Annotated in this window: 10 protein-coding genes; 4 read left to right on the top strand and 6 right to left on the bottom strand. The window is 72.9% G+C overall.

Annotated features, from left to right (window positions below):
- On the top strand, positions 1-281 hold a 281-nt coding region (locus tag BXY45_RS23705), incomplete at its 5' end, for a hypothetical protein (protein WP_211319227.1).
- Between the two features lie 98 nt (positions 282-379).
- Here the strand turns inward: BXY45_RS23705 and BXY45_RS04685 are convergent.
- The 4 genes from BXY45_RS04685 to BXY45_RS04670 all read right to left on the bottom strand — a co-directional run bounded on the left by BXY45_RS04685 (position 380) and on the right by BXY45_RS04670 (position 2,397).
- Positions 380-1,342 (bottom strand): 1,4-dihydroxy-2-naphthoyl-CoA synthase, encoded by a 963-nt coding sequence (locus BXY45_RS04685; RefSeq protein ID WP_172601922.1) that lies wholly within the window; start codon positions 1,340-1,342, stop codon positions 380-382.
- A 23-nt stretch (positions 1,343-1,365) separates the two neighbouring features.
- Positions 1,366-1,752 carry a hypothetical protein gene (locus BXY45_RS04680; protein ID WP_146211071.1) on the bottom strand — a complete coding sequence of 129 codons (387 nt, stop codon included), beginning with the start codon at positions 1,750-1,752 and terminating at the stop codon, positions 1,366-1,368.
- 69 nt (positions 1,753-1,821) lie between these two features.
- The gene (locus tag BXY45_RS04675; RefSeq protein ID WP_109773130.1) at positions 1,822-2,187 is read right to left on the bottom strand and encodes a type II toxin-antitoxin system death-on-curing family toxin; all 366 of its coding nucleotides are present in this window, start codon (positions 2,185-2,187) and stop codon (positions 1,822-1,824) included.
- A 12-nt stretch (positions 2,188-2,199) separates the two neighbouring features.
- On the bottom strand, positions 2,200-2,397 hold the full coding sequence (locus BXY45_RS04670; protein WP_109773129.1) for a ribbon-helix-helix protein, CopG family: 198 nt from the start codon (positions 2,395-2,397) through the stop codon (positions 2,200-2,202).
- A 69-nt stretch (positions 2,398-2,466) separates the two neighbouring features.
- On the opposite strand from BXY45_RS04670, the gene BXY45_RS04665 reads away from it, so the two are divergent.
- Positions 2,467-2,853: a tautomerase family protein gene (locus BXY45_RS04665; protein ID WP_109773170.1), complete on the top strand. Its 387-nt coding sequence runs from the start codon at positions 2,467-2,469 to the stop codon at positions 2,851-2,853.
- Between the two features lie 198 nt (positions 2,854-3,051).
- Here the strand turns inward: BXY45_RS04665 and BXY45_RS04660 are convergent, their stop codons facing one another.
- Positions 3,052-4,146 (bottom strand): AbrB family transcriptional regulator, encoded by a 1,095-nt coding sequence (locus tag BXY45_RS04660; protein ID WP_245961649.1) that lies wholly within the window; start codon positions 4,144-4,146, stop codon positions 3,052-3,054.
- Between the two features lie 149 nt (positions 4,147-4,295).
- Here BXY45_RS04660 and BXY45_RS04655 point away from each other — a divergent pair, with 149 nt between their 5' ends.
- A complete protein-coding gene (locus tag BXY45_RS04655; protein ID WP_211319226.1) occupies positions 4,296-5,174 on the top strand; it encodes an SDR family NAD(P)-dependent oxidoreductase in 879 nt (292 codons plus the stop codon).
- A 40-nt stretch (positions 5,175-5,214) separates the two neighbouring features.
- Entirely contained in the window at positions 5,215-5,916 is a 702-nt protein-coding gene (locus BXY45_RS04650) for an HAD family hydrolase (RefSeq protein ID WP_170131309.1), read from the top strand.
- Positions 5,917-5,950: 34 nt separating this feature from the next.
- Here the strand turns inward: BXY45_RS04650 and BXY45_RS04645 are convergent, their stop codons facing one another.
- The gene (locus tag BXY45_RS04645) at positions 5,951-6,664 is read right to left on the bottom strand and encodes a DUF6518 family protein (protein WP_146211070.1); all 714 of its coding nucleotides are present in this window, start codon (positions 6,662-6,664) and stop codon (positions 5,951-5,953) included.
- Positions 6,665-6,732: the final 68 nt, after the last annotated feature.

Here is a 6,732-nt window from a genome sequence, read left to right as displayed (position 1 = left end):
CCTTGGGGGTGTGGGGGGTGCGGATGGTCGACGGGGTGCCGCACATCCGGCCGCCGCGGGCGGTGGACCCGCTGCAACGGTGGGTGATCAACCCGCGACGGGCGTTGCAAGAGCAGACCGCCCGTCAGCTCACGCTGGCAATGCCCGCCAGCGGGGGTGGTCCGGGGGCTCGGAGCGGCCCCGGGGGCTTCGCCCAGCCACATGATCGCGTCGAGCCGGACGACCCGCCCGAGGTCGACTGTCCCGACATCCCCTCACGCCACGGCACCTGCCAGTGCTGAGGCATCACCCCTGCGCCGTCGTGGACCGTGCCGGGTTGCTTCGTGCTGCCGGTACTGGGCGGGTTGAAGATTCCCGAGTGGCCCCGCGCAGACGCCCCTCAGAAGTAATACGGGAACGGCGACCAGTCAGGGTCGCGGCGCTCCAGGAAGGCGTCGCGACCCTCGACGGCCTCGTCGGTCATGTACGCCAGCCGCGTCGCCTCCCCGGCGAAGACTTGCTGGCCCATGAGCCCGTCGTCCACGAGGTTGAAGGCGAACTTCAGCATCCGCTGCGCCGTGGGGCTCTTGCCGCACACCTCGGCGGCGACGCGCAGGGCCTCGCGCTCGAGGTCGGCGTGGTCGGCCACCACGTTCACCGCGCCCATGTCGGCCATGTCTTGTGCCGAGTACTCCCGCCCCAGGAAGAAGATCTCCCGCGCGCGCTTCTGCCCGACCATCCGCGCCAGGTAGGCCGAGCCGTACCCGGCGTCGAAGCTGCCGACGTCGGCGTCCGTCTGCTTGAACCGCGCGTGCTCGCGGCTGGCCACGGTGAGGTCGCACACCACGTGCAGGCTGTGCCCGCCACCGGCGGCCCATCCCGGCACGACGGCGACGACGACCTTCGGCATCGTCCGGATCAGGCGCTGCACCTCCAGGATGTGCAGCCGGCCGCCCTCGGCGGCCGTGCGCCGGGCGTCGACGCTCGCCGCCGTCTCGTCGTCGTCCTGACCCCCGACGCCAGTCGCGTACTGGTACCCCGAGCGGCCGCGGATGCGCTGGTCGCCGCCGGAGCAGAAGGCGTACCCGCCGTCCTTGGGACTCGGGCCGTTGCCGGTGAGGAGCACGCAGCCGACGTCGGGGGAGCGGCGGGCGTGGTCGAGGGCGCGGTACAGCTCGTCGACGGTGTGCGGGCGGAAGGCGTTGCGCACGTGCGGCCTGTCGAAGGCGATCCGCACCGTCCCGCCGGCCGCGCCGGGCAGCACGCACCGGTGATAGGTGATGTCCGTCAGGTCCTCGAAGCCGGGCACCGCCGTCCAGGCGTTGGCATCGAAGGTGTCCGAGACCCCGGGCAGCGCGCTCACCCGGTCACCCTAGGCAGCCCTCGCTAGCTGCCGCCGCCGACGGCCTGCCACACGATCACCGCGCCCGCGAGCCACAGGACCGGGGCAGCGAGCAGCGCCGCCAGCGAGGTCCACCACGCGAGGCGGCGGCGCGCCATCCGGACTACTGCCCAGACCCCGAAGCCAAGCAGCCCGACCCACGGGCCGATCACGGACATCCCGACGCCGGCCGTGAGGCCCGACGTGGAGCACTCGCGGACGATGCCGCAGCTGTCGCTGGCCATGACCAGCATGAATCCGGCGAAGGTTGTCATGAGTGCCGTCACCAGGGCGACGACGAGCAGCGCGATGCTGACGACCAGGTCCGCGACGGAGCGAGGCGGCCGGTGGGCGCCCACGGTCGCTTCTACCGGTGACGCATCGCTGGTCATGGTCGGTGAGCGTAGGGCGCCACCCTCGGGCAGTCCGGGACACGCACCGTCCGTCGCGCGGTGAGCATGTCAGCGCAGGTGTCGACGAACGATCACGCTCAGCTCGGCAGCGTCCATCTCGCCAGCCGCAACCGCGAGGACCATGCGCTCGGCATCGTCGACGGGCATGGCGAGGTCTGCACCGTTGAGCAGGCACATCACGCGGGCTGCTGACCACGCCAGTCTCTTGTTTCCGTCGACGAGCGGGTGATTGCGGGCCAGCGAGTGCAGTAGGGCCGCAACCTTGTCGGCAAGGTCGGGATAGGCGTCGCGGCCGAAGACTGTTGTCTGCGGTCGCGCGGCCGCAGATGCGAGAAGTCCCAGGTCGCGGACCTGGACGTCGTCGATGACTCCTGTGGCGATCTCCAGGAGGTCTTCGGTGGTCAGGTAGTCCACGAGTTCGAGCCGTCAGCGTGCCAGCCGCGCCAGCAGCTCGGCGTCCTCCGTGCGCACCTTCTCGATGGCCGCGCGCAGGCGCGCTGGGCGATCCGAGACGTAGGCGTTGATGGCCGCGCGGGCGACCTCCTGCATGGATCGACCCTCCTGCTCAGCACGGGCGCGGAGGGCCTCGGACTCGGCATCGGTCAGACGCAGGTTCATCGCCATTCGAGAATGGTACCGACCTGGTACCGCCATGGTCGCTGTGATGAGCTCGCCGTGTGGCAGCGTGATCGCATGGCGCAGTTCAAAGTCTACGGCCGTGACACCTTCTTGCCCGGCGTGCGCCAGCCCCTCTCCGACCTGCTCCACGCCGCCGCCGTCGACGTCTTCGAGCTGCCGCCCACCAAGCGCTTCCACCGGTTCTTCCCCATGAGCGCACACGATTTCCCCACACCCGACGGCCGCACCGAGCGGTACCTCGTCATCGAGGTGCTGATGTTCGAGGGTCGCGCCATCGAGACCAAGAAGGCCTTCTACGCGCGGCTCTACCGCGACATCGCGACCCTCGGCGTCGAGCCGGCCGACCTCGAGCTCACCATCCTCGAGACGCCCCGCCACGACTGGGCCATCCGCGGCCTGCCCGGCGACGAGCTGGCGCTGCCCTACCGCGTCGACGTCTGAGGGCGTGGTGGGGGTCGACTTCCCGGTGCAGTGATCATGGGCTTCTGGAACACCGGCGGACCGCGGATGGCGCCGAGGTCAGCGGTCTCGCAGCCGTGACGTGTTCGGGAAATCCATGATCACGGAGTTGGTGACGCTCTACCGCCTCTGACAACCCCCTCAAAGAGACCAGCAGGACGACGACGAGCGCCGGGCGCGTCAGTGTCCGGGCCGCTTCCGCCGTCGTCGTCCTGAGCGACCCAGGGCAGCGCCGATGAGCGGCGCCAGCAGCAGCATCACCAGCAGGCGGAGCACCTGGACCGCCAGCACCAGCGTGGTGTCACCGCCGCTGTCCGCCGAGGTCGCCACCACCGCGTAGAGGCCACCTGGCGTGGTGGCGAGGTAGGCGTCGAGCGTGGAGGCGCCCGCCAGGTGCAGCAGCGGGATCCCCACCGCCGCCGTCGCCACGATGACTCCCACGATGAGCAGCAGGGCCGTGGGCAGCACCCGCCCCACCGTCTTGAGGTTGGACCGAGTGAACGACAGGCCCACCTGCAGCCCGATGAGCGCGAACGCCACCTGCAGCACCGGAGCGGGCACCGTCGCGCCCTGCGTCAACCCGGTCGCCGAGACCGCCGCCGCCACCATCATCGGTCCTAGCAGCGGCCCGGCCGGCAGCTTCGCCAGGCGTGCCAGCCAGATCCCCACCGCCGCCACGGCGGCGGTGAAGAGCACGTCGGCCCACCATGGCGCCGCGCTCGCGGTGAGCCCGCTACCTGAGCTGCTCGAGTCCGCGCCGCCCGCGCCGCCGCCCAGCAGCAGCGCCACCACGGGCATCGCCAGCAGGATGAGCAGCACCCGCAGGTACTGCACCACCGCCACCACACGCTGGTCCGCCCCCAGCTCCTCGGCGATGGCGGTCAGACCCGAGGCGCCACCGGCGACCATCGCGAAGGAGCCGGTGGCGGCGTCGACGTCGCGCCTCAGCCCCAGGAGCAACCCTGCGAGCACGCTGACCAGCAGCGTTGCGACCACGGCCGCCAGCACCGGCGCCCACGAGCCCGCCAGCTCGGCCAGGGTGGCGGGTTGCAGCAGCGCCCCCGACAGCACACCGAGCACCGCCTGCGCACCCTTGGAGACCGGCTTGGCCAGCTCGAGGCGCTTGCCGCGGCGCCACCGAGTCCGCGGCCAGCCGGTCAGCGCCACGGCGAGTCCCGCGAGCACGGCGGCGAACAGCGCCGCGGACGGCACGCCGAGCCGGGCCATCCCGCCTGCGAGCGCGGCGGTCGCCGCGGCGACCACCAACCACGCCACCGGCCCAGGCTAGGCGCGCTGCCTGCCCACCTCGTCAACCTCGCCGCGGCGCCCCGCCGTAGCGAGGGGCGGCAGTGAGGGGCCGCAGTGAAGGCCTCCGCGACGGGCCAGAGATGGCCGAGCTGGCCGGAAGCGCTGATCCTGGGGAGGTGTCCAGCACCCCCAGCACCCGCAGCGCCCCCACCGGCGGGGCGCTGCCCCGGCTCGAGGGCCGCACCGTCGTCATCTCCGGCGCCAGCTCCGGCATCGGTGCCGCTGCGGCGCGCAGGTTCGCCGCCGCCGGCGCGACGGTCGTCCCGCTGGGGCGCGACCCGCAGCGCACCGGCGCTCTCGCTGCCGAGCTGGGGGTGGAGCCTGTCCTGGCCGACTTCACCCGCCTCGACGACGTGCGCCGCGCCGCCTCGGAGGTGCTCGATCGCTGCGAGCACATCGACGTCCTCGCCAACAACGCCGGGGGCACGTTCGGCCAGCGCACCACCACGGTGGACGGCCACGAGAAGACCTTCCAGGTGAACCACCTGGCCACGTTCCTGCTCACCGCGCTGCTGCGCGAGCGGATCGAGGCCACGCCGGGCGCCCGCGTCATCACCACCTCGAGCCGGGCGAACGCCTTCGGCCGGGTTGACCTCGACGACCTCGACAGCACGGCCGGCGCCTACCGCAGCTTCAAGGTCTACGGCACCACGAAGCTGGAGAACATCCTCTTCACGCGTGAGCTGTCGCGCCGGCTCGGAGGCACCGCGACGGCGTCGTGCTTCCACCCCGGCGTGGTCGGCACGGCGTTCGGCGCGGACTCGCCCCTGTTCCGGCTGCTCTACAGCCCACCGCTGAGCCGCGTCTTCACCATCACCGCCGAGGAGGGCGCCGCGCCGCTGCTGGCGCTGGCCACCCGATCCGACCCGGAGACCGTCGACGGCGCCTACCTGGACCGGTTCGCCCCCGGCCGCCCGAACCGGCAGGCCGACGACGTGGCGCTGGCCCGCGGCCTGTGGGAGCGGTCGGCCGCGATGGTCGGTGTCCCCGCGTGACCCGGCGGTGACCCCGTCACCACCCGGGCATGATCTCGACGTGCTGAGAGCCGTCGTCTTCGACCTCGACGCGACCCTCGTCGACCACGTCGGCGCCGCCACCGCGGGTCTTGCCACCTGGCTCGCCGAGCGCGGCGTCGAAGCCCGCGAGGACCTCGTGGCCCGCTGGTTCGCGCTGGAGGAGGAGCACTTCGCGCGGTGGCGCGACGGTGAGATCAGCCACGACGAGCAGCGCCGTGAGCGCCTGCGCGCGTTCCTGCCGCTGGTCGGCCAGGAGGTGGGGGAGCCCGCCGCGCTCGACCAGCAGTTCGCGGGATTCCTCGCGGAGTTCCGTCGGCACTGGCGCGCCTTCGACGACGCGCTCGCCGTGCTGGCCGTCCTGCGCGAGGGCGGGCTGCTCACCGCCGTCCTCACCAATGGCGTCGAGGAGTTGCAGACCGAGAAGGTGGCCCGCGTCGGGCTCCGCGAGACGGTCGGTCCGCTGTTCAGCGCCGACGCGCTCGGCGTTGCCAAGCCCCGGACGGCGGCCTTCATCGCCGTCTGCGAGCGGCTCGAAGTGCTGCCGGATCAGGTGCTCTACGTCGGTGACGACCACGAGGTCGACGTCCTCGGAGCCCGCGCCGCGGGCCTGCGCGCGGTGCTGGTCGACAGGACCGGCTCCGCCCCGCCGCACGAGACGTGCGTCGTGAGGTCACTCACGGAGGTGCTCGATCTTCCCGAGGTCCGCGCGGCCCTGCGCTGACCCGTGAAGGCTGGAAGGGCTGGAAGAGCGCCGCTCAGAGGCCCCCGGCGATCCTCGCCGCGGCGTCCAGCAGCGCGAACCCACCGGCTCCGGCAGCCACCGCCGCCGCCGCGGTCATCCAGCCCGCGGTGCGCTCACCGCGGCGCAACCCCACCAGGAGGACGACGACGGCGAGCGCCGCGAATGCCCAGCCGGCTGCCGCCTGCCACGGGAACAGCAGCACGGTCCGGCCACCGTCGGCCAGGGGCACCGCAGCCAGCAGGCCGGTGGCGGCGCCGCGCAGCGGCCCGCGCTCCGTGGCCCGCACGAGGGCGGCGACCCCCACGAGTGCACCGCTGACCAGCCCGGCCGCGGCCCACAGCACCACCGACGACCACGCGTGCGAGGTGTTGCTGACCACGGCCGCCCAGCCGTAGTAGCCGGCTACCAGGCCCTGCGTGCTCGCGAGTCCCGCGGCGAGCGCCAGCGTCAGTCCGTTGGTCCCCTGACGCGGGACGGCCGCCAGTACCGCGGTGGTCAGGGCTGCCGGCAGCAGCACCCACGCGGTGATGGAGTTGGCCAGGGGCCCCCACGCCGTGGGGAGCACGCCCTGCGCGGCCTCCGTCGCCGCGCCCAGCAGCACCGCGGCGACCGTCGAGGCGATCACAGCGGCCACGGCGGCGGCGGTGGTCGCTGAGGTGTGCCGACGCGGAGGCCGGCTCGCGGGCGCGGGCCGGCGGAAGGGAGCTGCGTGGGCGGCTGCGCTCATGGGCCCAGCCTGCGGCGATGCGCTCGTCGTCGTCGTCAGCCCGAAGCAGTGACGCTGGACCGGGGCAT

This window comes from Quadrisphaera granulorum (genome assembly GCF_003149145.1).
GTDB lineage: Bacteria > Actinomycetota > Actinomycetes > Actinomycetales > Quadrisphaeraceae > Quadrisphaera > Quadrisphaera granulorum.
The sequence above is the reverse complement of the archived record's forward strand: the minus strand, read 5'-3'. Positions and strand labels throughout refer to the sequence as shown.

Excerpts from the sequence above, each read along its gene's own strand:
- BXY45_RS04645 (WP_146211070.1), bottom strand. The coding sequence starts at position 6,664 with ATGAGCGCAGCCGCCCACGCAGCTCCCTTCCGCCGGCCCGCGCCCGCG.
- BXY45_RS04670 (WP_109773129.1), bottom strand. The coding sequence starts at position 2,397 with ATGGCGATGAACCTGCGTCTGACCGATGCCGAGTCCGAGGCCCTCCGC.
- BXY45_RS04665 (WP_109773170.1), top strand. The coding sequence starts at position 2,467 with ATGGCGCAGTTCAAAGTCTACGGCCGTGACACCTTCTTGCCCGGCGTG.
- BXY45_RS04680 (WP_146211071.1), bottom strand. The coding sequence starts at position 1,752 with ATGACCAGCGATGCGTCACCGGTAGAAGCGACCGTGGGCGCCCACCGG.